Below are 23578 nucleotides of genomic sequence, written 5' to 3' on the forward strand. Positions count from 1 at the left end.
CCCGCACAATAGATGCGATGCCGGAATACGAATTTGTCGATGTGTACGTGCCGCGCGGGGTGTCCCGGAAGGAGACGGCCCGCCTGCTGACCGACCATGCCGAGTACGGGCACTGGGAGTTGGACCGGCTGACGCTGCGCCGTGACGGCAGCCGCAGAGTGCGGCTGCGCCGACGGATCATCCGCCAGCTACGGGCCACCTGGTGAGACCGCGGGTCATCCGGTGAAACGGAACGGGCCCCGCCGTCGCGGGACCCGCTCCTTTTGCCGTGCCTGCGTCGGCTCCTCGATCCGCTATGCGGACGTCCGGGCGCGGCGGTAGAGCACCGTGCCCGCACCCGCCAGCAGCAGGCCCGCGCTCGCCGGGACCAGGAGGCCGAGCCCGCCCGCTCCGGTGTGTGCGAGTTCGGCGACGCCCTGTGTCTCGAGTGCGTTGTGCACGGTTCGCACTCCGGGTGCCGGGGGCTTGTCCTCGGTGACCGGGGTGACCGGCGTGCCGACCGGAGGCGTGACGACGTCCGTACCGTTTCCGCACTCGTTGCCCGAGGCGGGGTTGAGCAGTCCACCGATGGTGACGCTGTTCCCGCAGGCGTTCACGGGGATGTCGATGGGCACCGCGATGTTGTTGCCCGAAAGCAGACCGGGCGAGCCCTGCGCGACCCCCTCAGCTGTCGCCCCGCTCCCGGTGTCGCTCGTGACGGCCCGGTGCTTGCCGGTCCCCGTCCGGGTCGCCTGGGTCAGGTCGCCGGACACCTGGCTGCCCGAGGCGTGCCTGCCCGAAGCGGCGCTGTGCGAACCGTTTCCACAGGCGTTTCCCGCCGCCGTGTCGAGCAGTCCCACGACACTCACGGAGTTGCCGCAGACGTTGACCGGTACATGGACCGGGACCTGGACCGAATTCCCTGAAAGCACCCCCGGGGAATTCGATGTGCCGCCGGTCGCTCCTGCGTCGGCGTGCGCATAACCGCCGCTCAGCGCGAGGACTCCGCCTGCGGCCGCCATGGTGATCAGGCCTTTACGCGTGACCTGTCGCATAGATTGTTTCCTGCCTTCTACCTTCCGGGATACCCCCGGACTTGAGCGGGGGCGGACTACCCAGCGGCCCCGGAGTGCATGGCGTGCACCCCGGGGCCGACCGGATTCAAACCCTTACGGGTTGACGCACAACATCAGGCGTTGCCGCAGGTGTGGCCGAAGTTGGGGTTCAGCAGCCCGATCGCGGAGATCGCGTTACCACACACGTTCACCGGCACGTGAATCGGGGCCTGAACGGTGTTGCCCGAGACCACGCCGGGGTTGCCGACAGCGGCGCCCTGGGCACCGGAGTCCGCGACGGCCATGCCCGCACCGGCGAGCACCAGACCACCAGTGACAGCCGCAGCAGCGACGATCTTCTTGATCACTATTCCTCCTAGTTGGCAATGCGGTCCCAGCCGCGGACCGCATCACTTGTAACGAAGAAGGGGGAATCGGGCTACGAGCGTATGGTTCCTTTCACTCGTTCCGGTCACGTACGCACATGCTGGCGATTGTTGGCGCGGAGAATCGGCGGAAAATCAGCGGAGTCCGGACGGGAGCGCTGCGCAGACTCAGCAGTTGTCGATGAAACGGTCGAGCACGCGCACGCCGAACTGCAGCCCGTCCACCGGCACACGCTCGTCCACACCGTGGAACATGCCTGCGAAGTCGAGCTCCGGCGGCAGCTTCAGCGGGGCGAACCCGAAGCAGCGGATGCCGAGATCGTCGAAGGACTTGGCGTCGGTACCGCCGGAGAGCATGTAGGGGACCGCACGCGCGATCGGGTCCTCCGCCTTCAGGGCGATCTGCATCGCGTCGACGAGCGAGCCGTCGAAACTGGTCTCCAGCGCCTTGTCCCCGTGCACGTCCTCGCGCTTCACCCGCGGGCCGAGGATCCGGTCCAGGTCGGCCAGGAACTCGTCCTCGAAACCGGGCAGGAAACGGCCGTCGACATGGGCGGTGGCCTGGCCGGGGATCACGTTCACCTTGTAGCCGGCGCCGAGCATGGTGGGAGCGGCGGAGTTGCGGAGCGTGGCGCCGATCATCTTGGCGATGCCGCCCAGCTTGGCGAGCGTGGCGTCCATGTCCTCCGGGTCGAGCGGGGTGCCGAGCGCGTCGGACAGCTCGTCGAGGAAGGACCGTACGGTCTTGGTCACCCGGACCGGCCACTTGTGCCGGCCCAGCCGTCCGACCGCCTCGCAGAGCTCGGTGATCGCGTTGTCGTCGTTGGTCATCGAGCCGTGGCCCGCCGTGCCGTCGACGGTGAGCCGCATCCAGTGCATGCCCTTCTCGGCCGTCTCGACGAGGTAGAGCCGCAGCTTCTCGTTCACCGTGAAGGAGAAGCCGCCGACCTCGCCGATCGCCTCGGTGACGCCCTCGAAGAGGCCGGGGTGCTCGTCCACGAGATACCGCGCGCCGTACGTACCGCCCGCCTCCTCGTCGGCGAGGAAGGCCAGCACGATGTCGCGCGGAGGCTTGCGGCCGCTGCGCATCCGGTCGCGGACGACCGCGAGGGTCATCGCGTCCATGTCCTTCATGTCGACCGCACCACGGCCCCACACACAGCCGTCCGCGACCTCGCCCGAGAACGGGTGGTGCGTCCAGTCGTGGGCATTGGCCGGAACCACATCGGTGTGGCCGTGGATCAGCAGGGCGGGCCTGGACGGGTCCTCGCCCTCGATCCGCGCAACGGTCGAGGCCCGGCCCTTGTGCGACTCGAAGATCTGCGGCTCCAGCCCGACCTCGGCGAGCTTCTCCGCGACGTACTCGGCGGCGCGCCGCTCCCCAGGCCCCGAGTGGTCCCCGTAGTTGCTGGTGTCGATCCGGATCAGCTCACGACAGAGGTCCACGACCTCGTCCTCGCCCGAGACGGTCCGGGCCGTGTTCGTCTCGCTCACACTGCTTCCTTCCACTGTCGCTGTGGTGCTCCCCCTCATCCTCCCGCGCCGGGCCCGCGCGCCCAAGGCCCCCCACCTCTCGTCATGCGCCCACAGGGCCTGACGCCTCCCCCGGCGTGATCGAGCACCCCCGGATGTTTGCTATTGTTTTCCACGTCGGAACGGGCCGGGCCCGCGAGACAGACACCTTGTCCGGGTGGCGGAATGGCAGACGCGCTAGCTTGAGGTGCTAGTGCCCTTTATCGGGCGTGGGGGTTCAAGTCCCCCCTCGGACACAGATCGAAATGCCGGTCAGGAGCGATCCTGGTCGGCATTTCGCGTTGGGGGGCGAGCCCCGGCGGGCGGGCGGAACGGGCGATACTGTGCGGATACCCCGGGAGACGACAGGAGGAGCCCGCACCATGTTCACCGTCGTACCGGTCGGCGCGCCCCGATGAGGGGACGCGCGAAACCCCCATCGGCGCCGCTGCCCCAGCGGGACGGGATCGATCCGGTGCGGCTGAGGCTCCCGGAGGATCCGGACGGGCGGTGGGCGACGGTCCGCGATCATCTGCTGGCACGGTTCGCGGGGGCGATCGGGGTGGCGCGGGTGGACGCCATGTTCGCCGAGGGCCGGTTCGTCTCCGTAGCGGGCCGGGTCTTCGCCGACGAGCCGTACGCGGCGGGCCGGTACATCTGGTTCCACCGGGATTTCGCGCCGGAGGAACCGGTGCCGTTCCCGGTCGGTGTCGTCCATCGCGACGAGCACCTGGTCGTCGCCGACAAACCGCACTTCCTCGCGACGACACCGCGCGGCGGGCACGTCACCGAGACCGCGGTGGCCCGGCTGCGCCGCGAGCTGGACCTGCCCGGACTGCAGCCCGCGCACCGGCTGGACCGGCTGACCGCGGGCCTCGTCCTGTTCGTCGTACGGCCCGAGGAGCGGGGCGCGTACCAGACGCTGTTCCGGGACCGTCTGGTGCGCAAGGAGTACGAGGCGGTGGCACCGCACGACCCCGGCCTGGCCTTTCCGCGGACCGTGCGCAGCCACATCGTGAAGGAGCGCGGGGTCATCGCCGCCCGCGAGGAGCCGGGCGAGCCGAACAGTGAGAGCCGGATCGAGCTGCTGGAACACCGGGCGGGGCTCGGCCGCTACCGGCTGCTGCCCGCCACTGGGCGCACCCATCAGCTGCGCGTCCACATGAACAGCCTGGGGGTGCCGCTCGTCCACGACCCCGTCTACCCGGTGGTCCGGCCGGAGGGTGCCGCCGACGACTGGTCGCAGCCCCTCCAACTCCTCGCCCGGGTACTGGAGTTCACCGATCCGGTCACGGGCCGGCCGCGCCGCTTCGAGAGCGGGCTGCGGCTCTCCGCGTGGCCGGACCGGTGAGCGGCCGCGGTCGTCAGTGACCGCGGGCGATCCATTCGTCCAGGTGAGGGGCCTCCGCGCCGATGGTCGTGGAGTCGCCGTGTCCGGTGCGGACGGTGGTCTCCGGCGCAAGGGCGAGCAGTCGGTCCCTGATCGACGCGACGATCGTCGGGAAGTGGGAGAAGGACCGTCCGGTGGCGCCCGGTCCACCGTGGAAGAGCGTGTCGCCCGTGAAGACGGTGGACAGCTCGGGGGCGTACAGACAGACGGCGCCGGGGGCATGGCCGGGGGTGTGCAGGACCTGGAGCGTCGTCCCGGCGATCTCCAGCTCCTGGCCGTCGGCCAGTTCGCCGTCCGGGGCGCGGTCCGGGTGGGTCTGCTTCCACAGCGGCAGGTCGTCGGGGTGGAGCAGGATCGGCGCACCGGTGGCGGCGGCGAGGGCCGGGGCCGCATCGATGTGATCGTTGTGCGCGTGCGTGCAGACGATGGCGCGCAGCGTACGGCCGTTCAGCGCGGCCTCGATGGCGGCCGCGTCATGGGCGGCGTCGATGACGATCGCCTCGGTGTCGTCGCCGACGATCCAGACGTTGTTGTCGACGTCCCACTCGCCGCCGTCGAGGGCGAAGGTGCCGGAGGTGACGAGGTGGTCGATACGGGCGGCCATCAGAGGACCACCACCGAGCGCAGCACGTCACCCTCGTGCATCCGGGCGAAGGCCTGCTCGATGTCGCCGAGTCCGATGGTCTCGGTGACGAACGCGCCGAGGTCGATCCGGCCCTGCTGGTGCAGATCGATGAGCATCGGGAAGTCGCGCGAGGGCAGGCAGTCGCCGTACCAGGAGGACTTGAGCGAGCCGCCGCGGCCGAACACGTCGAGCAGCGGGAGTTCGAGCTGCATCTCGGGGGTGGGGACGCCGACGAGGACGACGGTGCCGGCCAGGTCGCGGGCGTAGAAGGCCTGCTTGTACGTCTCGGGACGGCCGACCGCCTCGATGACGACATCCGCGCCGTTGCCCTCGGTCAGGGAGCGGATCGCCTCGACCGGGTCGGCGGAACGGGAGTTGACGGTGTGCGTGGCGCCCATCGTCTTCGCCGTCTCCAGCTTGCGGTCGTCGATGTCCACGGCGATGATCTTCGCCGCGCCGGCCAGCCGGGCACCGGCGATCGCCGCGTCACCGACGCCGCCGCAGCCGATCACGGCGACCGAGTCGCCGCGGCCGACCTGCCCGGTGTTGATGGCGGCGCCGATGCCCGCCATCACGCCGCAGCCGAGGAGCCCCGCGACCGCCGGCGAGACCTCGGGGTCGACCTTGGTGCACTGGCCTGCGGCGACCAGGGTCTTCTCGGCGAACGCGCCGATGCCCAGCGCCGGCGACAGCTCCGTACCGTCGAGCAGTGTCATCTTCTGCTTCGCGTTATGGGTGTTGAAGCAGTACCAGGGGCGGCCGCGCAGACACGCACGGCACTGCCCGCACACGGCACGCCAGTTGAGGATGACGAAGTCACCGGGCGCGACGTCCGTGACGCCCTCGCCGACGGACTCCACCACGCCCGAGGCCTCATGGCCGAGCAGGAACGGGAACTCGTCGTTGATGCCGCCCTGCTTGTAGTGCAGATCGGTGTGGCAGACGCCGCACGCCTGGATCTTCACCACGGCCTCGCCGGGGCCCGGGTCCGGGACGACGATCGTCTCGACCCGTACCGGCTCGTTCTTCCCCGGTGCGATGACCCCTTGCACCTGCTGCGACATACCCTGGTCTCCCTTTTTTTCGTCATGTGGTGAAGATCGAACACGAACAACCGTACGCCCCACGAGGGTGTCACGGCGGCGCGCCGCCTTGGCGGGAAACGGCTGCCGTCCACCCGGTGGGATGTACCGGATCCGGTCAGATGGGGCGAACTGCTGAACTGCACCGGGTTCCAAGGTGTCCTTTGATACAGAGGGGCCACGGAACCGATACCTGCGGGGGCAGGGGTTCCACGGTCCACCGGCAGAGGAATTACGGATCATGGGGGAAGTACCTTGACCGAGATTGCCGAGACCACGGAGAAGATCAGCCGACAGGCCGACGGGCCGGGACCGGTTCCCGGAGCGGTGGCGCTCGGGGCGCCGGTCGGCGGACTCGTGCCGTACACCGACGCGTTGCCCGTACCGCCGGTGCTGCGCCCGCAGAGCGGCGATGTGCTGCGCGAGACCGAGATCACCGTGTCGCCCACCTGGGTGCGGCTGCACGCGCAACTGCCGCCGACCCTGATGTGGGGATACAACGGCACGGTGCCCGGGCCGACCATCGAGGTGCGGCGCGGGGAGCGGATCAGGATCGCCTGGACGAACCGCGTCCCCAGGGGAAGCGAGTACCCGGTCACCGCCGTGGAGGTCGGCCCGGTGAAGCAGGGCGAGCCGGCCCCGCACAACCGGCCGGGACGCGACGGTGCCGAACCGAACGCGGATGTCGCCGCGCTGCCCGCCTGGACGGTGACGCACCTGCACGGTGCGCAGACCGGCGGCGGGAACGACGGCTGGGCGGACAACGCCGTCGGCTTCGGCGACGCGCAGTTGTCGGAGTACCCGAACGAGCACCAGGCCGCCCAGTGGTGGTACCACGACCACGCCATGAACATCACCCGGTGGAATGTGTACGCGGGGCTCGTCGGCACGTATCTGATCAGGGACGACGAGGAGGACGCGCTCGGTCTGCCGTCCGGCGAGCGGGAGGTGCCGCTGATCCTCGCCGACCGGAACCTGGACACCGACGAGGACGGCCGGCTCAACGGGCGGCTGCTGCACAAGACAACGGTGGTCGTCGAGGCGGACCCGGAGACCGGGAAGCCGGTGTCCATCCCGTTCCTCGGCCCGTACACGACCGTCAACGGCCGCATCTGGCCGCACCTCGACGTGGACGACGCCTGGTACCGCTTCCGGCTCGTCAACGCCTCCAATGCCCGGATCTACGATCTGGTGCTGGTCGACGACGAGAACAACCCGGTCCCGGGCGTGATCCGGCAGATCGGCAGCGACGGCGGGCTGTTGCCGCGTCCCGTACCGGTCGACTTCGACGAGGTACTGCCGAAGCTCACGATCACCCCGGCCGAGCGGATGGATCTGCTGATCGACTTCTCGGCGCTGGCCGGCCGCCGGGTCCGCCTGGTCAACCGGGGCGGGCTCGCGGCGGGGGTGCCGGACCCGGCGGCGAGCGTGCCGTTCCCGCAGGTGATGGAGTTCCGGGTACGGGAGACGGGGCGACGGGACGGTTTCGAGCTGCCCGAGGTGCTGTCCGGTTCCTTCCGGCGGTACGAGCACGGCCAGGTGGAGCACGGGCACCGGCTCGTCGTGCTGACGGCACCGGGCACGGTCGGGGGCGGCGGCCACCCGGAGATCTGGGAGATGGCGGAGGTCGAGGACGCCGGCGTCGAGGTGCCATCGGACGGTGTCATCCAGGTGCAGGGCGAGGACGGCACGGTGCGCACGTACCGCAGGATCGCCCGGACCTTCAACGACGGGCTCGGGTTCACGGTCGGTCAGAACACGTACGAGCAGTGGTCGTTCCTCAATCTGGGCGCCCCGACGCATCCGATGCACATTCACCTGACGGACTTCCAGGTGATGGGCCGGGAGGCGTACACGCTGGACGGCTTCGATCCGGCGCTCGGCGGAACCCGCTCGCCCGTGGCGTTCGACCACACCACCAAGATCCCCACGGCACCGAACGAGCAGGGCTGGAAGGACGTCTTCCGGGTGCCTCAGGGGCAGTTGGTGAAGGTGCTCGGAAAGTTCGACGGGGCATACGGGCGGTTCATGTACCACTGCCATCTGCTGGAGCACGAGGACATGGGCATGATGCGGCCGTTCGTCGTGATGCCGCCCGAGGCGATGAAGTTCGACCACGGCGCCGGGCACGGCGGCCACCACGGGCACAGCGGCTGAACCGGCTTCTGCCGGCGGCCCTCGCGGGATCGTTCCGCGGGGGCCGCCGTCCGTCTCAGGCCTCGTGGACCCGCCTGCCCTCCGCGTACGTCCGCGGTACGTGCCTCAGAGCCTGTCGGGTGACCTTCGGTCGGAAAGCGGACGCGGCGTGGTGCGTGCGATTCCAAGGCGCCGGGGTGGCCTCGTAGCGGAGCTACTAGGGCATTTCGGCAACGCCGGAAGCGTGCGTGCCACGCCGCGGCCGCCCGATCAGAGGTCACCCGACAGGCTCTCAGGGCGCGAGCACGTCCAGTTCGTGCAGGGCGCCCACCGCGATCTCCTTCGTCAGCCGTTCCGCCGCCACCGCGTCGCCCTCGCGCACCGCTTCGGCGAGCCGGACGTGGAGGGTGACCGCGGCCGGGTCCGGGTCCTCGAACATGACCTGGTGATGCGTACGGCCCGCCAGGACCTCGGCGACGACATCGCCGAGCCGAGCGAACATCTCGTTGCCGGAGGCGTTCAGCACGATCCGGTGGAACGCGATGTCGTGCTCCAGATAGCCCTCCAGCTGCTGGCCGCGCGAGGTGGCGACCATGCCGAGCGCACACTCGGTGAGGGCCGAGCACTGCTCCGGGGTGGCGTTGCGGGCGGCGAGGCCGGCCGCGACCGGTTCGATCGCGGAGCGCAGCACGGTCAGGGAGCGCAGCTGGCGCGGGCGGTCGGCGCCGGCCAGCCGCCACCGGATGACCTGCGGATCGTAAACGTTCCATGCCTCGGTCGGCTGTACGGTCACGCCGACGCGGCGGCGGGACTCGACGAGGTGCATGGATTCGAGGACGCGGATCACTTCGCGTACGACCGTGCGCGATACGTCGAAGCGCTGGGCCAGCTCGTCGGTACGCAGTACCTGGCCGGGGCGGTGCTCCCCCGCGGCGATCTCCAGACCCAGGGTGTCCAGCACATGTGTATGCAGCCCAGGGCCCTGTGTGGTCATGGGCACAGCCTACGGGGCGCCCTTCAGGAACAAAAAATACGACGTTTACGTCACAACATCTTGAATAAGTCGTACGTATGGGTTTCAGTAGCGCGACGGACCGATGTCGAGGAAGACATCGAAGTAGACAGCGAGGCACCACCAATGAGCACCCCCCACGTCGTCGTGGTGATGGGCGTCGCAGGGACCGGCAAGACCACGGTCGGCCCCCTGCTCGCCGCCGAACTCGGCGTTCCGTACGCCGAGGGCGACGACTTCCATCCCGCGGCGAACATCGCCAAGATGTCGGCCGGTACCCCGCTGGACGACTCCGACCGGTGGCCCTGGCTCGATGCGATCGGCCAGTGGGCGCACGGCCGGGCGGGGCTCGGCGGGGTGGTGAGCAGCTCGGCGCTCAAGCGGGTCTACCGGGACCGGCTGCGCGCCGAGGCCCCCGGCGCGGTCTTCCTCCATCTGACGGGCGACCGGCCCCTGATCGAGAAGCGCATGGCGGAACGCAAGGGCCACTTCATGCCCACCGCACTGCTCGACTCTCAGTTCGCCACCCTGCAGCCGTTGCAGGAGGACGAGGCCGGCGTCTCGGTCGATGTGTCCGGCACCCCCGAAGAAATCACCCAGCGTGCCGCCGCCGCGTTGCGCCGGCTCGAAAACTAAGGATCACCACCGTGACCAGTCTCAGCGTCGAGACGCTGGCAGCGGACGCCGTCGAACCGATCACTTCGGCAGGCAACGCGCAGTTGGGCATCGCCGTACTGGCGGGCATCGCCGTCATCGTTCTGCTCATCACCAAGTTCAAGTTGCATGCGTTCCTCGCGCTGACCATCGGCTCGCTGGCGCTCGGCTCGTTCGCCGGTGCCGCACCGGCGAAGACGATCGCCAGCTTCACCGCCGGCCTCGGCTCGACCGTCGCGGGTGTCGGTGTCCTCATCGCGCTCGGCGCCATTCTGGGCAAGCTGCTCGCCGACTCCGGCGGCGCGGACCAGATCGTCGACACGATCCTGGCGAAGGCGAGCGGGCGGGCCATGCCGTGGGCGATGGTCCTGATCGCCTCGATCATCGGTCTGCCGCTGTTCTTCGAGGTCGGGATCGTGCTGCTGATCCCGGTGGTGCTGCTCGTAGCCAAGCGCGGCAACTACTCCCTGATGCGGATCGGTATCCCGGCGCTGGCCGGCCTCTCCGTGATGCACGGGCTGATTCCGCCGCACCCCGGCCCGCTGGTGGCGATCGACGCCCTCGGCGCCAATCTCGGCATCACGCTCGCGCTGGGTGTTCTGGTCGCGATCCCGACCGTGATCATCGCCGGGCCGGTCTTCTCCCGCTACGCCGCGCGCTGGGTGGACATCCAGGCTCCGGAGAAGATGGTTCCGCAGCGCCCCTCGGAGGAGCTGGAACGGCGTCCCAGCTTCGGCGCCACCCTGGCGACGATCCTGCTGCCCGTCGTGCTGATGCTCGTCAAGGCCCTGGTCGACATCGTCGTGGACAACCCGGAGCAGAGCGTCCAGAAGGTCACCGATGTGATCGGCTCGCCGCTGATCGCGCTCCTCGCGGCCGTCATAGTCGGCATGTTCACGCTGGGCCGGGCGGCCGGTTTCACCAAGGGCCGGCTCTCCACCACCGTCGAGAAGTCCCTGGCCCCGATCGCGGGTGTGCTGCTGATCGTGGGTGCGGGCGGCGGTTTCAAGCAGACCCTCATCGACGCCGGTGTGGGCCAGATGATCCTGGACTTCTCCAAGGACTGGTCGATACCGGCGCTGCTGCTGGGCTGGCTGATCGCCGTCGCGATCCGGCTCGCGACCGGCTCGGCGACCGTGGCCACCATTTCGGCGGCCGGTCTGGTCGCCCCGCTGGCCGCCGACATGTCGGCGTCCCACGCCGCGCTGCTGGTCCTCGCCGTCGGCGCGGGTTCGCTCTTCTTCAGCCACGTCAATGACGCCGGGTTCTGGCTGGTGAAGGAGTACTTCGGCATGGACGTCGGTCAGACGATCAAGACCTGGTCGGTGATGGAGACCATCATTTCCGTGGTCTCGCTGGCCTTCATCCTGCTGCTCTCGCTGGTCCTTTAGCGAGCGGCCCCTCCCGCACGGCCCTCCCCCGCGGCGCAAGCCGGGGCCGTGCCCGATGGCGCCCGGCCGACCCGGTGCGCATGCCACGGCATGCCTCCGGATCGGCGGGCGCCATTGCCATGTGCGGCAGACACCCCGCCCGGGCCCACTGCCAACTCCGTTCATAGTCCAGCTAAGTTGACGGCCTCCGACCAGCATCCGACCGGCCTCCGGTCAGGTGCCCGGACCGGCGCGGCGTCCGGCGACGCATGTCAGACTTGGCGCCATGGCGAACCGTGAACCTCTCAAGCCCTTTCTGCTCGCCTTTCCCGGACCGCTGCGTGATCGCCTGGTGGCGGCGGTGCTCGCCGGTGTGAAGGTGTCGACGACCGGGCTGCTCGCGGAGTACGAGGCGGAGAAGGAGGAGCTGCCTCCGGTGGGCGAGCGGTCCGCGCTGATCGACTCGGACGGCCGGGAGATCGCGGTGCTGGAGGTGACGGAGGTACGGGTGCTGCGCCTCGGCGACGTAGATCTCCAGCACGCGATCGACGAGGGCGAGGGAGACACATCGGTGGCCGAGTGGCGTGCGCAGCACGAGAAGTTCTGGCACGGCAAGGAGATGCGGGAGGCGCTCGGCGACCCGGAGTTCACGGTCGACGACGACACCATGGTCGTCGCCGAACGGTTCCGGGTCGTCGAGCTGCTGGATCCCGTCGTGGGCGCGGCGGAACGGTAGGCGGGGCCGGGCAGCCGGTGTCCTGGGAGGAGCTCACAAAATGGGAGTCCGATCAGCAGGACAGGACCCGGCTAGCCGACAGCCTTCGCCGCCGCCCGGCCCGCCGCCCGGCCTGAGAAGATGCAGCCGCCGAGGAAGGTTCCTTCCAGCGAGCGGTAGCCGTGCACCCCGCCGCCGCCGAAACCGGCCGCCTCCCCCGCCGCGTACACACCGGACAGCGGTGTGCCGTCCTCGGTGAGCACCCGGGAGGACAGGTCCGTCTCCAGCCCGCCGAGCGACTTGCGGGTCAGGATGTTGAGCCGCACGGCGATCAGCGGACCGGCCTTGGGATCGAGGATGCGGTGCGGTGACGCCGTACGGATCAGCTTGTCCCCCAGATATGTGCGGGCGCCGCGGATCGCGGTGATCTGGAGGTCCTTGGTGAAGGGGTTGGCGATCTCGCGGTCGCGTGCGGTGATCTCGTGGCGCAGTTCGGCCTCGTCGATCAGCGGCTCGTCGGTGAGCGCGTTCATGCCGCGGACCAGTGCGGCGAGGTCCTGCTCGACGACGAAGTCCGCCCCGTTGTCCATGAACGCCTTCACCGGCGCCGGTACGTCCGCGCGGGCCCGGCCGAGCACGTCGCGGATCGACTTTCCGGTCAGGTCGGGGTTCTGCTCGGAGCCGGAGAGCGCGAATTCCTTGCCGATGATCTTCCGGTCGAGGACGAACCAGGTGTAGTCGTATCCCGACCTCATGATGTGTTCGAGGGTGCCGAGCGTGTCGAAGCCGGGGAAGAGCGGAACCGGCAGCCGCTTGCCTCGGGCGTCCAGCCAGAGCGAGGACGGTCCCGGCAGGATGCGGATGCCGTGCCTGGCCCAGATCGGGTTCCAGTTCTCGATGCCCTCGGTGTAGTGCCACATCCGGTCGCGGTTGATGTGGTGGGCGCCCGCCTCCTCGGTGATGCCGAGCATGAGTCCGTCGACATGGGCGGGCACACCGGAGAGCATCTTCGCGGGCGGGGTGCCGAGCCGCCGGGGCCACTGCTTGCGTACGAGGTCGTGGTTGCCGCCGATCCCACCGGAGGTGACGATCACCGCCTGGGCCCTCAGCTCGAAGGTGCCGACCGTCACCCGGCTGCTCGCGGTGCCGCGGGCGGCCACGCTCGGCTCCAGTATCTCGCCGGTCACCGTGTCGACGGTGCCCGTGGTGCGGCCCAGGCCGGTGACCCGGTGGCGGAACTTCGGCTGGACCAGGCCCTTGGCGACGCCCGCGCGGACCCGGCGCTCAAAGGGGGCGACGACCCCGGGACCGGTACCCCAGGTGATGTGGAAGCGGGGTACGGAGTTGCCGTGGCCGTTCGCGTCGTAGCCGCCGCGCTCCGCCCAGCCGACGACGGGGAAGAGCCGCAGCCCCTGGGCGTGCAGCCAGGAGCGCTTCTCACCGGCCGCGAAGTCGACGTACGCCTCGGCCCACTTCCGGGGCCAGTGGTCCTCCTCGCGGTCGAAGCCCGCCGTGCCGAGCCAGTCCTGGAGGGCCAGCTCGTGACTGTCCTTGATCCGCATCCTGCGCTGCTCGGGCGAGTCGACGAGGAAGAGACCGCCGAAGGACCAGTGCGCCTGGCCACCGATGGACTGTTCGGGTTCCTGGTCGAGCAGGATCACCGAGCGGCCCGCGTCGACCAGCTCGGCGGTGGCCACCAGACCCGCGAGCCCTGCCCCGATAACGATCACATCAGCGTCGTACGCCATGGGTTCCATCCTTGTCGGGGGTCGGAGGTCGGAGCGATCCGGTCACGGCCATGGTGAGAATCCGGCACGGACGCCGGAGGTTACTCGTGCGTCAGATCCTCTGCACCGGCCGCTCCAGCGTCAACCGCCCGGTCGGCGGCTCCCCGGCCGCACCCATGGGGCGCAGGCGCTATCGTCGATACGAATCACCCACTTCTGGCCTGACTTGAGGTAGAAGCGTGTCGGTGCTGGTTCTCGTACTCGCCGTGAGTGCCGCCTGCTGTCTGGGGTTCGGCTTCGTCCTCCAGCAGGACGCCGCTTCCCACGCGCCGAGGAGCGACTATCTCTCCTTCCGGCTGCTGCTGGACCTGATGCGGGTGCCGAGCTGGCTGGCCGGTATCGGGCTGATGGTCTGCGGCATGGTGCTGGGTGCCCTGGCCCTGGGCAAGGGCGAGCTGTCCATCGTCGAACCACTGCTCGCCACCAATCTGCTCTTCGCGATGGCTCTGTCGCGCCATCGCACCGGACAGCGGCTCGGCGGGCAGGGCTGGGCCGGGCTCTGGATGCTGGCCGGCGGAGTCGCCGCGTTTCTTCTGGGGGGCCAGCCGCGGGGCGGTGAGGCGGTGACCGATCCGCTGCGGCACTGGCTGGTGATCGGCGTGGTCGTGGGCGTGGCACTGCTGCTCACCGCCTTCGCCAAGCGCTATCAGTCCGGGGTCGCCCCGGCGCTGCTCGCGGTGGCGGCCGGACTGCTGTACGGACTTCAGGACGCCCTCACCCGGGTCACCGGCCAGAGGCTGTCGGTGGACGGCTTTGCGACGCTCGCGACGGCATGGCAGCCGTACGCGGTGGTGGCGCTGGGGGTGACGGGCCTGCTCCTGGTGCAGAGCGCGTTCGAGACGGGCCCGCTGCGGGTCTCACTGCCCCCGCTGACCGCCGCGCAGCCGCTGGCCGGGATCGCCTGCGGGGTCGGTTTCCTCGGTGACCAGTTGCGCACCGACCCCGGCGCGCTGGCCTGGCAGGCGGCCGGTCTCGCGGCGATCGTCGTCGGGATCGTGCTGCTGGGACTGCATCCGGCGATGCCGGAGGGACCCGTGGGCGGGCGCCGGGAGAAGAGCCTGCTGCCGAGCTGAGCGGCGGCGCGAGCCCTGCAGGCACGGTCGGACGCCGCCTCGTACGTCACCGGCGCCGAACCGGCCGTGGGCGGCGGCTGGACCACGGGCCCGACCGTCAAGCACGTCATGGGGCAGTGATCACTGTCAGTGGTCCGATGTTGGATGAGGGGCATGACTCCAATGACTCCCTCTGACGAGATCCTGGACATCGTCGACGAGAACGACGTGGTCGTGGGGCAGGCCCCGCGTGGTGAGGCAACCGCGCGGGGCCTGCGCCATCGCTGCGTCTTCATCGAGGCCCGGGATGCCGCAGGCCGGCTCTTCGTGCACCGCAGGACGTCCACGAAGCTGGTCTTCCCGTCCCATTACGACATGTTCGTCGGCGGAGTGGTCGGGGCCGGCGAATCGTACGACGAGGCGGCGCTGCGGGAGGCCGAGGAGGAGCTGGGGGTCACGGGGCTCCCCCGTCCCGAGCCGCTCTTCAAGTTCCTCTACCAGAGCGCGGAGCACTCCTGGTGGTCCCACGTCTACCAGGTGCGGTGCGAGCTGCCGGTGCACCCGCAGGTGGAGGAGGTCGCCTGGCACACCTTCCTCACCGATGCGGAGCTGGAGCAGCGGCTCGGCGACTGGGAGTGGGTGCCGGACGGCCTGGAGACGTACCGCCGGCTGCGCGCATTCCGGGCGGGCGGGGCGGTCTCCTGAGCCGGGCTGCGACTGCCGCCGATCTGCCACCGACCGGCGCGTGCCCGGCCCCGCGACGCCGGCCCCCAATTGTCGGTCGGTCCGGGACCGACCGGGAATTGGGGTGCGGGAGAAGGAGCGGGGCCGGGTGCGTGCAGCTGCGAGGCGGAGGATTGAGACATGGCGGAGCCATGGTGATTGACGACAACGCGGCGGATGTGCGTGCCCGGCCCCGCGACGCCGCACCCCAATTCTCGGTCGGTCTAAGGTTCACGCGTGATCGAATTCGTACAGAGCCTGCGGCTGTGGTTCGCGCCGCAGCGAATCCGCGAAGAGGGCGACACCCCCGACTACCGGTTCTCGCTCGCCAATGAGCGCACCTTCCTCGCCTGGATCCGGACGGCTCTCGCGTTGATCGGCGGTGGTTTCGCAGTCGACCAGTTCCTCCCGGAGCTTTCGTGGGGCATGCGCGCGGGGCTGGCGCTGGCGTTGCTGGCGGCCGGTGTGCTGTGCGCGCTGCGGGCGATCAACCACTGGGTGCGGTGCGAGCAGGCGATGCGGCGCGGGGAGGATCTTCCGGTCTCGCGGTTCCCGACGCTGCTCGGTCTCGCCGTCGCGTTCGTCGCCGTGGCGATGGTGGTGGTGGTCCTCTTCGGCTGGGAGGGCCGGTGACGGCGGACGGGCGCGATCCCGGGCTGCAGCCCGAGCGGACCAGGCTGGCGTGGCGGCGTACGACGCTGTCCTGCACGGTGGTGGCGCTGCTGGCGGTCAAGCAGGCGCTGCACGGCGGGGCGAGCCCGGCCGCGGTCGTCGCCGTGTCGCTGAGCGGGCTGGCCTGGCTGGGTTTCCTGCTCGTGGCGCACCGGCGGGTGCTCGGGATGGGGACCGCGCGTCCGGAGCCGCTCTCGGCGCGCGGCGCGCTGACGGCGGCGGCGTGCACGGTCGCGCTCGCGGTGTTCGCCACGGCCATGCTGTTCTGAGGCCGGGGCGCCGGGCCCCTCAGCGACACCGGGCTGCACGACGACTCCGGACACGTCCCAGCGGGAGATCACCGGGAACACGGCCTCCAGACCGGCGTCGAGGTAGCCCTCACGGGCCTTTCAGTCGACCGGGCTGACCGCCGCGGCCCGAACCTTCACCAGGACGGTGCCGGGGACGACCATGCAGCCTGGTTTCCTACGTGAACCTTATTCAGACATACGTCTGATTGCCAGACTCCCGAACCATGTCGGTGCGGAGTGCAGGCGTCGGATTCCGGGAGCCCACTGGACGACATACCGACTGGTCGGCATCATGAACACCGACCGTCTCTCACCCCGGAGGTGCGCACGATGAGCCCAGTCCATCCGCCAGGTCTCGACCTCGACCGGCTGTGCGGCCATCTCGACCACGAGCGGCCGGGTCTGGTGAACGGACCGCTCGAAGCCCGGCTCATCGAGGGCGGCCGGTCGAACCTGACGTACATCGTCACGGACGGCACGGGGCGCTGGGTCGTCCGCAGGCCCCCGCTGGGCCATGTGCTGGCCACCGCGCACGACATGAAGCGCGAACACCGGGTGATCAGCGCCCTGCACCCGACGGCCGTTCCGGTACCCGAACCCGTGCTGCTCTGCGAGGACGACTCGGTGCTCGGGTCTCCCTTCTACGTCATGGAGTACGTCGAGGGCACCCCGTACCGCACGGCCGAACAGCTCGCCCCGCTGGGCGCCGAGCGCACCCGGGCGGCCGTCCTCGGTCTCGTCGACACGCTCGTCGAACTGCACGCCGTGGACCCGGAGTCCGTCGGGCTGGGAGACTTCGGGCGCCCCGAGGGCTTCCTCGACCGGCAGCTGCGTCGCTGGGGCAAGCAGCTGGACGCCTCCCGCAACCGCGAACTGCCCGGCATCGACGAACTGCACGCCACGCTCGGCCGTGAGCTGCCCGCCTCCCCCACGCCCACCGTCGTACACGGCGACTACCGCCTGGACAACGTCCTGATCGGCTCCGACGACCGAATCAAGGCCGTCCTCGACTGGGAGATGTCCACGCTCGGCGACCCGCTGACCGACCTCGGCCTGCTCGTGATGTACAGCTCGGACCTCGACCTGGCGAACTCCCCGGTCTCCACCACCAGCGGCGCGGCCGGCCACCCCACCCCCGCCGAACTGATCGAGCGCTATGCCGCACGCTCCGGCCGCGACACCTCCGCCATCTCCTGGTACACGGCGTTCGCCTGGTTCAAGCTCGCCGTGATCCTGGAGGGCATCCACTACCGCTACACGCTGGGCCAGACCGTCGGCGCCGGCTTCGACCGCATCGGCGATCTCGTCCCCGTCTTCATCGAGCACGGCCTCACCACCCTCCAGGAAGGCTGATCAACCCCATGGATTTCGCATTCGACGCCCTTACGGAAGAGCTGCGCACCAAGCTGCTCACCTTCATGGACGAGCACGTCTATCCGGCCGAGCGGACCGCGGACGAACAGCGCGCGCTGCTCGCGTCCCCGTGGCAGACCCCGCAGGTCGTCGAGGACCTCAAGGCCGAGGCGCGACGGCAGGGGCTGTGGAACCTCTTCCTCCCCGACGCCGAGTACGGTGCCGGGCTGACCAATCTCCAGTACGCGCCGCTCGCCGAAATCACCGGCCGTTCCCCGCAGTTGGCGCCGACCGCGCTCAACTGCGCGGCCCCGGACACCGGAAACATGGAGGTGCTCTTCCAGTTCGCCACGGACGAGCAGAAGAAGCAGTGGCTGGAGCCGCTGCTCGCCGGGGAGATCCGCTCGGCGTTCGCGATGACGGAACCGGAAGTGGCCTCGTCGGACGCGACGAACATCGAGACCCGCATCGTGCGCGACGGCGATGACTACGTCATCAACGGCCGCAAGTGGTACATCTCCGGCGCGATGAACCCGGACTGCCGGATCTTCATCGTGATGGGCAGGACGGCGACTGCCGATGGCCCTGAGGGCGCCGACATTCGCCGCCGGCAGTCGATGATCCTGGTCCCGCGCGACACCCCCGGTCTCGAAGTGCGGCGCGCCATGCAGGTGTACGGCTACGAGGACCACTACCACGGTGGTCACGCCGAGGTCGTCTTCGCCGACGTACGGGTGCCCGCCGCGAACCTGATCGGCGAGGAGGGCAGCGGATTCGCCATCGCCCAGGCCCGGTTGGGACCGGGCCGCATCCACCACTGCATGCGCCTGATCGGCATGGCCGAGCGGGCCATCGAGCTGATGTGCAGGCGGGCGGTGTCCCGTACGGCCTTCGGCAAGCCGCTCGCCCAGCAGGGCGTCGTACAGAACTGGATCGCGGACGCGCGGGTCACGGTGGAGCAACTGCGGCTGCTGGTGCTGAAGACGGCGTGGCTGATGGACACGGTGGGCAACCGGGGCGCGCACACGGAGATCCAGTCCATCAAGATCGCCACCCCGCGCGCCGTGGTCGACATCCTGGACCAGGCGGTGCAGTTGCACGGTGCGGGTGGCGTCAGCCAGGATTTCCCGCTGGCCGAACTGTGGGCGGCTGCACGGACGTTGCGGCTGGCGGACGGGCCGGACGAAGTGCATCAGCGGTCGTTGGCGCGGCGGGAGATCAGGCGGTACGTGTAGGCGGTGGCCTGGGTGGGGGTGGGTGCGGGGGCTCGCCCGGTTGCCGCGTTGCCCTCATTCGCCGGGCGGGCTTGAATTTCCGCGCCGGACCGGGTCCTCGTGCCGGATCAGGCGTCCGCGCACGGCCGGTGAGCAGTCGCGCGCGTCCAGGAGCCGGGCCCCCGTCCGGCGTCGGCCCGGCGTACGGCGTCGTGGAGTTGTCCGTCGGCCGGCATCTTCACCGTCGGATGCCAACCGGGCGCTCCCGGCTCCACCAACGGGATTCGACCCCGTCAATAGCCTCCGAACGGCACATGGTCCGCCAGCGCCAGTTCGCGGACGAAAGCCCTCACACGCAGCAGGCACCGGGCGGCGAAGCGGACGGCCGCGGTATGCCGCGGGCCGTACGCCACGGCCCAGAGCGCGGGGACGTGCGCGGATGGCTGGATGTGAGTCATACATCCAGCTTCGGCCCGTACCGGCGGTCGGTCCAACAGATGGTTCAGCTGGCTGCCATCGATACTGTTGATGGATGGAGATGCGCCAACTCCGCCACTTCATGGCGGTGGTCACGCACGGCAGTTTCACGGCCGCCGCCCGTGCCGAGCTGATCGTGCAGTCCGCGCTGAGCACCTCCGTACGCAACCTGGAACGGGAGCTGGGTGCCGAGCTGTTCGACCGGACGGGCCGACGGGTGATCCTCACCGAGGCGGGCCGGGCGCTGCTGCCGTCGGCCCGGTCGGTGCTCGCCGGGGCCGAGGCGGCGCGGGACGCGGTGGCCGCCGTGTCGGGGCTGGTGACCGGCCGGGTGCGGATCGGCACCATCCAGACGCTGACCTGCGTGGATCTGGCGGCCGAGTTGGCCTCGTACCACCGGCTGTGGCCCGGGGTGCAGATCTCGCTGCGCGAGGCGACGACACCGGAACTGGTCGCGGGGGTACGGACGGGTGAGCTGGATCTCGCCTTTCTCGCGCCGGACGCCGCCGAGCTCCCCGACGGCATCGTCGGGTTCGCGACCTGGCACGAGGACCTGGTGCTGATCACCGCGCCGGGCCATCGGCTGGCGACGGCCGGACGCACCCTGATCAAGGATCTCGCCGATGAGCCGTTCGTGGACTTCCGCGCGGGCACCGGCCTGGAGACCGCGGTGCGGAGGCTGGCCGCACACTGCGGGCTGGAGCGCCGGATCACCTGTGACGTCACCCAGATCCGGCTGCTCGTCGATCTCGTACGGGCCGGGATCGGCGTGGCGATCGTGCCGCGGCGGATCGGGACGGACGCGGGGCTGCCGTGCGTGAGCATCCGGCAGCCGGAGCCCGGCCGGACGGTGGTCCTCGCGGGGCGGGCACCCCACCCCCGCAACCCGGCGGCGGAGGCGCTCCTGGACCGGCTGACCGGCGGTGCTCCCCCGTCTGGCGGCCGCCAGGTCCGGCAGGACGCTACGGACGCAGGGCGCGCAGCAGCAGGTCGGCGAGGTGGTCGGCGACCTCCTGCTGGCTGAGCGGGCCGTCCGGCCGGTACCAGGTGGACAGGTGGTGGACCGAGCCGAAGTGGTAGTCGACGACCAGGTCCGCCGGGGTGGCTGTGGAGAACACCCCGCTCCGCTGACCTTCCTCGATCAGGGCCCGGAAGCGCTCGTGGTAGCGGCGCCGCTCCGCCCTTACCTGCTTGTTCTTCTCCGGGCTCAGGTGGTGCATGGACCGGAAGAAGATCGAGGCGTCGTCGAGGTTCTCGATGGTCGTGACGACCACGTCGGCGGCGGCGTCGCGCAGCCGCTGCTCGACCGGGGCGTCGGCGTCGGCGAAGGCGTCGAGCCGCTCCTGCTGGAGCCGGAGCACCCGGGCGTAGACCTCTTGGAGGAGGTCCTCCTTGGAGCCGAAGTAGTGGTAGAGGGCGCCCTTGGTGACGCCCGCCGCCTCGACGATCTCCTGGACGGAGGTGCGGTCGTAGCCCTGCTCGGCGAAGAGCCGGGTGGCGGCGGCCAGCAGCCGCTGGGGGACGGGGAGTGTGTCCCCGTCCGTCGCCTTGGCCATTGTCGCCACCTTCCTTCCGTACCGTGCGTGAATCCGTGCTGTGCGTGAAACGCTCTGCTGTGCGCGGAGCGGTCTATCCGGGGGAACGCAGTTCCCGCCTGAGGATCTTCCCACTCGCCGTCTTCGGGAGTTCGGTCAGGATCTCGACCTCGCGCGGGTACTCGTACGCGCCGAGCCGGTCCTTGCGGTACCCGGTTCCCCGGGGGCGACGGTGGCGCCCGGCCGCGGGCGACGTAGGCGCGGACGTCTCATGCGCCGGTCTCCTCCCACTTCTGCTGGAGGTGGTTCATACTGCCGAGCCAGTGGTCGGTGTCCTTGGTGCGGGCCCGGTAGTACCCGGCGACCTCGGGGTGCGGCAGAACGAGGAAGCGGTCCTCCGCCATGGCGTCGAAGAGCGCGTCGGCGACCGCCTCGGGCTCGATGGCGCTGGGTGCGAGGACGAGCTCTCCGGCCGATCCGGCGGCCGTGAGCATGTCCGTACGCACGCCCTGCGGGCAGATCGCGTGGACCTTGACGCCGCGGTGGCGGTAGGTGAGGGAGAGCCATTCGGCGAAGGCGACGACGCCGTGCTTGGTGACGCTGTAAGGGGCTGCGCCGATCATCGTCAGCAGTCCGGCGGCGGAGGCGGTCGAGACGAACCGGCCGCTGCCGCGCTCCAGCCAGTGGGGCAACAGCGCCCTGGCTGCGCGGACATGGGCCATCACATTGACGTCCCAGGCGGCGGCCCAGACCTCCTCGTCGGCGAAGACGTCGCCGGGCGAGGCGAGGCCCGCGTTGGCGCAGTAGATGTCGACGGTGCCGTCCAGCGCGTCGCGGGCGGCGTCCACGATCCGCGAGGCGTCACCGGCGACGGCGACGGCGCCGATCTCCTCGGCCAGCGGCTCGATCCCGGCCTCGTCGAGGTCATTGACCACGACCCGTGCGCCTTCTGCGGCGAATCGGCGGGCCAGAGCGGCTCCGATGCCGCCTCCGGCCCCCGTGACCACCACGCCCGCGCCCTGCACCGTACTCATCGGATCCCGCCTCTCTCCGTCGACCGCCCCAGCAGACTAACCAGTCGGTATGTCGTAGCGGAAGAGGTCCGGCCCGGCTCGGGCGACACTCCTGTCACACCCGTCGCGTCCGGCTCATTCCGTACGGCCTGAACGCGCGCTAGCGTGCGTGACCATGACAGAGGTCGCGATCATGGAGGTAGCTGAATGAGCCTGTCCAGACGTGGATTGCTGGCCGCCGGCGGTGCGATGGGAGCCCTCGCGGCGACGGCCGCGGGTACCGGGGCCGCGACCGCCGCCCCCGCTACCGGCAACGGGCGGGGCAATGGGCACGGCCGGGTCCGTACCGGCTTCGACCTGCTGGCGGCGGACGGCTACGCGCTGCTGAAGGGCCAGAAGGTCGGGGTCGTCACCAACCCGACCGGTATCACGTCCGACGTGCGTCACATCGTCGACGTGATGCATCCGGACGAGCGGGTCGACCTGATCGCCGTCTTCGGGCCCGAGCACGGATTCCGCGGCACCGCGCAGGCGGGCGGCTCGGAAGGGCGGTACGACGATCCGGCGACCGGACTCCCCGTCTACGACACGTACTTGAAGAGCGGGCAGCCGCTCGCCGATGTCTTCACCGCGTCCGGTGTGGACACGGTCGTCTTCGACATCCAGGACGCGGGCGCCCGCTTCTACACGTACATCTGGACGCTGTACGACTGCATGGAGGCGGCGGCTCTCGCGGGCAAGCGGTTCGTGGTCCTGGACCGGCCGAACCCGGTGACCGGGCGGGCGGCGCTCGGGCCGGTGCTGGACCCGGCGTTCGCCACGTTCGTGGGCCGCCGGGAGATCGCCCAGGCACACGGCATGACGGTCACCGAGCTGGCGCTGCTGTTCAACAAGGAGTTCCTGGCCCGGCCGGTGGACCTGCGCATCGTGAAGATGTCGGGGTGGAAGCGCGCGGACTTCTTCGACGCGACCGGGCTGCCGTGGGTGCCGCCGAGCCCCAACATGCCGACTCCGGACACGGCGCTGGTCTACTCGGGGACCTGCCTGTTCGAGGGCACGAACCTGTCCGAGGGGCGCGGCACGACCCGGCCGTTCGAACTGCTCGGCGCGGAAGGCATCGACCACCGGTGGGCGGCGGCCGCGAACGCGCTCGATCTGCCGGGAGTCTCGTTCCGCGAGGCGTACTTCGCGCCGACGTTCTCCAAGTTCCAGGGGAAGACGGTCGGCGGGGTGCAGCTGCATGTGCACGACCGCGAGGCCTTTGATCCGGTACGCACGGGGATCGCGCTGCTGGTCACGGCGAAGCAGACGTGGAGCGGGTTCGCCTGGCGCTCGGACAACTGGATCGACAAGCTCACCGGCAACACGCGGGTCCGCACGATGATCGACGCGGGGGCGGACACGGACGAGGTGGTGGGGGCGTGGGCGGACGACCTCGCCGCGTTCCGGTTTGTCCGGAAGAAGTACCTCCAGTACCGGTGAGGAACCCCGGGCGGGCCCGGGGTTCCGGGCCCGCCCGGCGAACCGGTTCCGCCCTCGGAGGAAG

The 23578-nt window shown here is 70.1% G+C and carries 24 protein-coding genes, 1 tRNA gene and 2 pseudogenes; 15 read left to right on the forward strand and 12 right to left on the reverse strand.

Annotated features, from left to right (window positions below):
* The first annotated feature begins 17 nt into the window (after positions 1-17).
* Positions 18-206 (forward strand): DUF5703 family protein, encoded by a 189-nt coding sequence (locus ACZ7L9_RS22580; protein WP_030918345.1) that lies wholly within the window; start codon positions 18-20, stop codon positions 204-206.
* Between the two features lie 87 nt (positions 207-293).
* Here ACZ7L9_RS22580 and ACZ7L9_RS22585 read toward each other — a convergent pair whose 3' ends face one another.
* The 3 genes from ACZ7L9_RS22585 to ACZ7L9_RS22595 form a co-directional block, all read right to left on the reverse strand.
* Complete coding sequence (locus ACZ7L9_RS22585; protein ID WP_471417429.1) at positions 294-1034, reverse strand: chaplin; 741 nt, start codon at positions 1032-1034, stop codon at positions 294-296.
* Positions 1035-1168: 134 nt separating this feature from the next.
* Complete coding sequence (locus ACZ7L9_RS22590) at positions 1169-1402, reverse strand: chaplin (protein WP_471417432.1); 234 nt, start codon at positions 1400-1402, stop codon at positions 1169-1171.
* A 186-nt stretch (positions 1403-1588) separates the two neighbouring features.
* On the reverse strand, positions 1589-2914 hold the full coding sequence (locus ACZ7L9_RS22595; protein ID WP_471417434.1) for a M20/M25/M40 family metallo-hydrolase: 1326 nt from the start codon (positions 2912-2914) through the stop codon (positions 1589-1591).
* A gap of 190 nt (positions 2915-3104) precedes the next feature.
* Between ACZ7L9_RS22595 and ACZ7L9_RS22600 the strand changes: the two genes are divergently transcribed.
* Together ACZ7L9_RS22600 and ACZ7L9_RS22605 are read left to right on the forward strand one after the other, a co-directional pair.
* Positions 3105-3189: transfer RNA gene (locus tag ACZ7L9_RS22600), tRNA-Leu, on the forward strand.
* 158 nt (positions 3190-3347) lie between these two features.
* Positions 3348-4283 carry a pseudouridine synthase gene (locus ACZ7L9_RS22605; protein WP_471417436.1) on the forward strand — a complete coding sequence of 312 codons (936 nt, stop codon included), beginning with the start codon at positions 3348-3350 and terminating at the stop codon, positions 4281-4283.
* A gap of 13 nt (positions 4284-4296) precedes the next feature.
* On the opposite strand, the gene ACZ7L9_RS22610 is transcribed toward ACZ7L9_RS22605, so the two are convergent.
* Positions 4297-4926 carry an MBL fold metallo-hydrolase gene (locus ACZ7L9_RS22610; RefSeq protein ID WP_471417438.1) on the reverse strand — a complete coding sequence of 210 codons (630 nt, stop codon included), beginning with the start codon at positions 4924-4926 and terminating at the stop codon, positions 4297-4299.
* The gene (locus ACZ7L9_RS22615) at positions 4926-6011 is read right to left on the reverse strand and encodes an S-(hydroxymethyl)mycothiol dehydrogenase (RefSeq protein WP_471417440.1); all 1086 of its coding nucleotides are present in this window, start codon (positions 6009-6011) and stop codon (positions 4926-4928) included. The genes ACZ7L9_RS22610 and ACZ7L9_RS22615 overlap by 1 nt, the downstream gene beginning before the upstream one ends.
* A gap of 345 nt (positions 6012-6356) precedes the next feature.
* Here ACZ7L9_RS22615 and phsA point away from each other — a divergent pair, with 345 nt between their 5' ends.
* Positions 6357-8186, forward strand: coding sequence for an O-aminophenol oxidase PhsA (gene phsA / locus ACZ7L9_RS22620; protein WP_471417675.1), 1830 nt, complete (start codon positions 6357-6359; stop codon positions 8184-8186).
* 271 nt (positions 8187-8457) lie between these two features.
* Here the strand turns inward: phsA and ACZ7L9_RS22625 are convergent, their stop codons facing one another.
* Positions 8458-9159: a FadR/GntR family transcriptional regulator gene (locus tag ACZ7L9_RS22625; RefSeq protein WP_471417442.1), complete on the reverse strand. Its 702-nt coding sequence runs from the start codon at positions 9157-9159 to the stop codon at positions 8458-8460.
* Between the two features lie 144 nt (positions 9160-9303).
* On the opposite strand from ACZ7L9_RS22625, the gene ACZ7L9_RS22630 reads away from it, so the two are divergent.
* From ACZ7L9_RS22630 to ACZ7L9_RS22640, 3 genes are all read left to right on the forward strand, one after another.
* On the forward strand, positions 9304-9813 hold the full coding sequence (locus ACZ7L9_RS22630; RefSeq protein ID WP_471417444.1) for a gluconokinase: 510 nt from the start codon (positions 9304-9306) through the stop codon (positions 9811-9813).
* Positions 9814-9824: 11 nt separating this feature from the next.
* Positions 9825-11222 (forward strand): GntP family permease, encoded by a 1398-nt coding sequence (locus tag ACZ7L9_RS22635; protein WP_471417446.1) that lies wholly within the window; start codon positions 9825-9827, stop codon positions 11220-11222.
* 265 nt (positions 11223-11487) lie between these two features.
* Entirely contained in the window at positions 11488-11937 is a 450-nt protein-coding gene (locus ACZ7L9_RS22640) for an ASCH domain-containing protein (RefSeq protein WP_471417448.1), read from the forward strand.
* A 71-nt stretch (positions 11938-12008) separates the two neighbouring features.
* On the opposite strand, the gene ACZ7L9_RS22645 is transcribed toward ACZ7L9_RS22640, so the two are convergent.
* On the reverse strand, positions 12009-13664 hold the full coding sequence (locus ACZ7L9_RS22645; RefSeq protein ID WP_471417450.1) for an FAD-binding dehydrogenase: 1656 nt from the start codon (positions 13662-13664) through the stop codon (positions 12009-12011).
* Positions 13665-13882: 218 nt separating this feature from the next.
* Here ACZ7L9_RS22645 and ACZ7L9_RS22650 point away from each other — a divergent pair, with 218 nt between their 5' ends.
* From ACZ7L9_RS22650 to ACZ7L9_RS22665, 4 genes are all read left to right on the forward strand, one after another.
* The gene (locus ACZ7L9_RS22650) at positions 13883-14776 is read left to right on the forward strand and encodes a DMT family transporter (RefSeq protein ID WP_471417452.1); all 894 of its coding nucleotides are present in this window, start codon (positions 13883-13885) and stop codon (positions 14774-14776) included.
* Between the two features lie 162 nt (positions 14777-14938).
* Complete coding sequence (locus tag ACZ7L9_RS22655; protein WP_471417454.1) at positions 14939-15460, forward strand: NUDIX domain-containing protein; 522 nt, start codon at positions 14939-14941, stop codon at positions 15458-15460.
* Positions 15461-15715: 255 nt separating this feature from the next.
* Entirely contained in the window at positions 15716-16111 is a 396-nt protein-coding gene (locus ACZ7L9_RS22660) for a YidH family protein (RefSeq protein WP_471417456.1), read from the forward strand.
* Positions 16108-16419, forward strand: coding sequence for a DUF202 domain-containing protein (locus ACZ7L9_RS22665; RefSeq protein ID WP_471417458.1), 312 nt, complete (start codon positions 16108-16110; stop codon positions 16417-16419). The genes ACZ7L9_RS22660 and ACZ7L9_RS22665 overlap by 4 nt, the downstream gene beginning before the upstream one ends.
* Here ACZ7L9_RS22665 and ACZ7L9_RS22670 read toward each other — a convergent pair.
* Positions 16405-16614, reverse strand: a pseudogene (locus tag ACZ7L9_RS22670) (alcohol dehydrogenase catalytic domain-containing protein); the annotation flags it as partial. The gene ACZ7L9_RS22665 and the pseudogene ACZ7L9_RS22670 overlap by 15 nt on opposite strands.
* A 156-nt stretch (positions 16615-16770) precedes the next feature.
* Between ACZ7L9_RS22670 and ACZ7L9_RS22675 the strand changes: the two are divergent.
* Both ACZ7L9_RS22675 and ACZ7L9_RS22680 read left to right on the forward strand, forming a co-directional pair.
* Entirely contained in the window at positions 16771-17793 is a 1023-nt protein-coding gene (locus ACZ7L9_RS22675; RefSeq protein ID WP_471417460.1) for a phosphotransferase family protein, read from the forward strand.
* An 8-nt stretch (positions 17794-17801) separates the two neighbouring features.
* Positions 17802-19028, forward strand: a complete 1227-nt coding sequence (locus ACZ7L9_RS22680; RefSeq protein WP_471417461.1) for an acyl-CoA dehydrogenase family protein — start codon at positions 17802-17804, stop codon at positions 19026-19028.
* Between the two features lie 272 nt (positions 19029-19300).
* On the opposite strand, the gene ACZ7L9_RS22685 is transcribed toward ACZ7L9_RS22680, so the two are convergent.
* The gene (locus ACZ7L9_RS22685; protein WP_471417463.1) at positions 19301-19465 is read right to left on the reverse strand and encodes a hypothetical protein; all 165 of its coding nucleotides are present in this window, start codon (positions 19463-19465) and stop codon (positions 19301-19303) included.
* A 74-nt stretch (positions 19466-19539) separates the two neighbouring features.
* Between ACZ7L9_RS22685 and ACZ7L9_RS22690 the strand changes: the two genes are divergently transcribed.
* Positions 19540-20508 carry a LysR family transcriptional regulator gene (locus tag ACZ7L9_RS22690; protein ID WP_471417465.1) on the forward strand — a complete coding sequence of 323 codons (969 nt, stop codon included), beginning with the start codon at positions 19540-19542 and terminating at the stop codon, positions 20506-20508.
* On the opposite strand, the gene ACZ7L9_RS22695 is transcribed toward ACZ7L9_RS22690, so the two are convergent.
* From ACZ7L9_RS22695 to ACZ7L9_RS22705, 3 genes and pseudogenes are all read right to left on the reverse strand, one after another.
* A complete protein-coding gene (locus tag ACZ7L9_RS22695; RefSeq protein ID WP_471417466.1) occupies positions 20447-21040 on the reverse strand; it encodes a TetR/AcrR family transcriptional regulator in 594 nt (197 codons plus the stop codon). The two genes, ACZ7L9_RS22690 and ACZ7L9_RS22695, sit on opposite strands and share 62 nt — an antisense overlap.
* A gap of 73 nt (positions 21041-21113) precedes the next feature.
* Positions 21114-21285: pseudogene (locus tag ACZ7L9_RS22700) on the reverse strand (AMP-binding enzyme); the annotation flags it as partial.
* 3 nt (positions 21286-21288) lie between these two features.
* Positions 21289-22053: an SDR family oxidoreductase gene (locus ACZ7L9_RS22705; RefSeq protein ID WP_471417468.1), complete on the reverse strand. Its 765-nt coding sequence runs from the start codon at positions 22051-22053 to the stop codon at positions 21289-21291.
* Between the two features lie 186 nt (positions 22054-22239).
* Between ACZ7L9_RS22705 and ACZ7L9_RS22710 the strand changes: the two genes are divergently transcribed.
* Positions 22240-23514: an exo-beta-N-acetylmuramidase NamZ family protein gene (locus tag ACZ7L9_RS22710; protein WP_471417469.1), complete on the forward strand. Its 1275-nt coding sequence runs from the start codon at positions 22240-22242 to the stop codon at positions 23512-23514.
* The last annotated feature ends 64 nt before the right edge of the window (positions 23515-23578 follow it).

The sequence above is a fragment of the Streptomyces sp. NPDC111516 genome, assembly GCF_055635345.1.

What these genes read in the sequence shown, in the direction of transcription:
- ACZ7L9_RS22580 (WP_030918345.1), top strand. Translation starts at nt 18, where the DNA reads ATGCCGGAATACGAATTTGTCGATGTGTACGTGCCGCGCGGGGTGTCC.
- ACZ7L9_RS22585 (WP_471417429.1), bottom strand. Translation starts at nt 1,034, where the DNA reads ATGCGACAGGTCACGCGTAAAGGCCTGATCACCATGGCGGCCGCAGGC.
- ACZ7L9_RS22605 (WP_471417436.1), top strand. Translation starts at nt 3,348, where the DNA reads ATGAGGGGACGCGCGAAACCCCCATCGGCGCCGCTGCCCCAGCGGGAC.
- ACZ7L9_RS22610 (WP_471417438.1), bottom strand. Translation starts at nt 4,926, where the DNA reads ATGGCCGCCCGTATCGACCACCTCGTCACCTCCGGCACCTTCGCCCTC.
- ACZ7L9_RS22615 (WP_471417440.1), bottom strand. Translation starts at nt 6,011, where the DNA reads ATGTCGCAGCAGGTGCAAGGGGTCATCGCACCGGGGAAGAACGAGCCG.
- ACZ7L9_RS22625 (WP_471417442.1), bottom strand. Translation starts at nt 9,159, where the DNA reads ATGACCACACAGGGCCCTGGGCTGCATACACATGTGCTGGACACCCTG.
- ACZ7L9_RS22630 (WP_471417444.1), top strand. Translation starts at nt 9,304, where the DNA reads ATGAGCACCCCCCACGTCGTCGTGGTGATGGGCGTCGCAGGGACCGGC.
- ACZ7L9_RS22640 (WP_471417448.1), top strand. Translation starts at nt 11,488, where the DNA reads ATGGCGAACCGTGAACCTCTCAAGCCCTTTCTGCTCGCCTTTCCCGGA.
- ACZ7L9_RS22645 (WP_471417450.1), bottom strand. Translation starts at nt 13,664, where the DNA reads ATGGCGTACGACGCTGATGTGATCGTTATCGGGGCAGGGCTCGCGGGT.
- ACZ7L9_RS22655 (WP_471417454.1), top strand. Translation starts at nt 14,939, where the DNA reads ATGACTCCCTCTGACGAGATCCTGGACATCGTCGACGAGAACGACGTG.
- ACZ7L9_RS22675 (WP_471417460.1), top strand. Translation starts at nt 16,771, where the DNA reads ATGAGCCCAGTCCATCCGCCAGGTCTCGACCTCGACCGGCTGTGCGGC.
- ACZ7L9_RS22680 (WP_471417461.1), top strand. Translation starts at nt 17,802, where the DNA reads ATGGATTTCGCATTCGACGCCCTTACGGAAGAGCTGCGCACCAAGCTG.
- ACZ7L9_RS22685 (WP_471417463.1), bottom strand. Translation starts at nt 19,465, where the DNA reads ATGACTCACATCCAGCCATCCGCGCACGTCCCCGCGCTCTGGGCCGTG.
- ACZ7L9_RS22690 (WP_471417465.1), top strand. Translation starts at nt 19,540, where the DNA reads ATGGAGATGCGCCAACTCCGCCACTTCATGGCGGTGGTCACGCACGGC.
- ACZ7L9_RS22695 (WP_471417466.1), bottom strand. Translation starts at nt 21,040, where the DNA reads ATGGCCAAGGCGACGGACGGGGACACACTCCCCGTCCCCCAGCGGCTG.
- ACZ7L9_RS22705 (WP_471417468.1), bottom strand. Translation starts at nt 22,053, where the DNA reads ATGAGTACGGTGCAGGGCGCGGGCGTGGTGGTCACGGGGGCCGGAGGC.
- ACZ7L9_RS22710 (WP_471417469.1), top strand. Translation starts at nt 22,240, where the DNA reads ATGAGCCTGTCCAGACGTGGATTGCTGGCCGCCGGCGGTGCGATGGGA.